This is a genomic window from Oceanobacillus saliphilus, from assembly GCF_023522835.1.
GTDB classification, from domain to species: Bacteria; Bacillota; Bacilli; order Bacillales; family Amphibacillaceae; genus Oceanobacillus; species Oceanobacillus saliphilus.
Window position 1 is genome coordinate 1 of sequence record NZ_JALCZU010000028.1, and the last position, 1810, is coordinate 1810.

Annotated in this window: 1 protein-coding gene; it reads right to left on the reverse strand. The window is 36.4% G+C overall.

What is annotated here, in order from left to right; genetic code table 11:
- Positions 1-324 precede the first annotated feature (324 nt).
- The gene (locus tag MN204_RS20245; RefSeq protein WP_249872887.1) at positions 325-1683 is read right to left on the reverse strand and encodes an IS110 family RNA-guided transposase; all 1359 of its coding nucleotides are present in this window, start codon (positions 1681-1683) and stop codon (positions 325-327) included.
- Positions 1684-1810 lie beyond the last annotated feature (127 nt).

Consider the following 1810-nt stretch of genomic DNA (forward strand, 5'->3'; position numbering starts at 1 on the left):
TAGCGTACAATGTCAAATACTTTTTTTAAGTTTTTGGGTAACTCTAATACACCTACCATAATTTGAATTTTTTTACAAATAGCATTTAACCAAGTTTATTATAAAATAGGCTCCATTTTCTTGATTCAGAAATGGGTTTTCACTCGATTCTTCAATCTGCATTGATGCAATCTGGCATAGAGTACAAAATAGATAAATAACGTACTAATTCGCATTTACAGGTCGAGTGGGATAAGGCTAAACATCGAGGTCAGAGTGCCTCAGGAAATTAGATCCGATCTTCACTCGAACCAAGAGAATGGAGCCTACTTATTTGTTCATTTTTTATGCTGCTAACGGCAAAGTCAGCTTTTTAAATACTTCTTCTTTGTAGTTGTATTCTGGATTATCCCATTTAAAGGGCTCTTCTTTAGTAAGCATGGCAAACGCAATTTTTAAGAGCTTGTTTCCCATTGCGATGTATACTGATCCGGCTTTTTTACCTTTATCTTTTAGTCGCGTAGCGAAAGGTTTTAATGCCCCATTGTGAACAGAAAGGCTTCGTCCTGCGTTATATACAGCTCTTCTTAGATTAGCGTTACCTTGTTTTGATATACGCCCTGCGTATCCTGCTCCAGGACCAGATTGTTTAATAACAGGATTTGTCCCAGCCTTTTTAATAAGCTGACTTGCGTTAGTAAAGTGCGAGAGATCGCCCATTTCACAAAAGATTTCTGCAGCTGTCACAAGTCCAATACCAGGAATAGTTAGAAGTAATAATCCATTGGTATCAATGAATAATCGCTCTATTTCCTTTTCGTAAGTATTGATGTTTTTTGTGTGATACTCATAATCTTTTAGTTTCTGTTTTAGTAGAAATAGTTCACTTGAGAGCTCTTCCAAAGGCTTTGAAACACTTTCTCTTGCGGCGTAAAGTAACTTTTCAATTGCTGATTTTCTGATTTTTAAATTGTGCTCTTTAGACAATTGGCGTAAGCCGAATTCACCCAGGTCAAGAATCTGAGAGGCATGAGGGTAGTGAGTTAAAATATGAACACTTGCCTTGCCCCAAAAATCACTAAAGATAGACTTGGTTTTTAGTTTTCCATCAACGAGTGTGCTAAACCCTTGGAACTCTCGCCAAATCTGGTCATGATAGGTGCGAATCTCTACCTTAATCCGAGATCGTTTTTCAATCTCACTTCTTCTGGCCCGAGTAATGTGTTGGAGCTGTTTATAAACTCCTTTATTCAACTTGGAGTTTGTAGCTTTATTACCAATTAAAGCTTCAGCAATTAAATACAAGTCAATATCATCCGTTTTTGTGTAAGTTAGGTGTTGCTTTCTTTCTTCATGGGTTGAGGCAGGGTTAATAATGTGAACAGAATAACCCTGATCCATGAGGATACGGACAATATCTTCGTAATAATGGCCGGTTGCTTCAATACCGATGAATACTTTATCTGTTTGAAGAGAACTCTTAGTTCTTTCAATTTTATCAATAAGGACTTTCATACCAGTTTGATTGACCATAAAAGAGAACGCTGATTCTATGGATTCACCAAAGTAATTTAAAATCATTGCCTTTTGTAGAACTTTAGAAACATCTATTGGAACAATTAAAACTTTCTCCAAATTGGTACCACGAATCTCTTTTGCGAATTGACTTCTCCTTAATCCTTGTTTACCATTAAGTAGTCTCATTGACTATGTCCTCCTTTGTCGGGTGGGTGATTGAGTAAACTTGGTTAAGTATTTCAATCGTAGCATAGTCAATGGGACTTTTTGTGTCCTAAATACATTATTTCATACACCAGGAAATTATAGATTT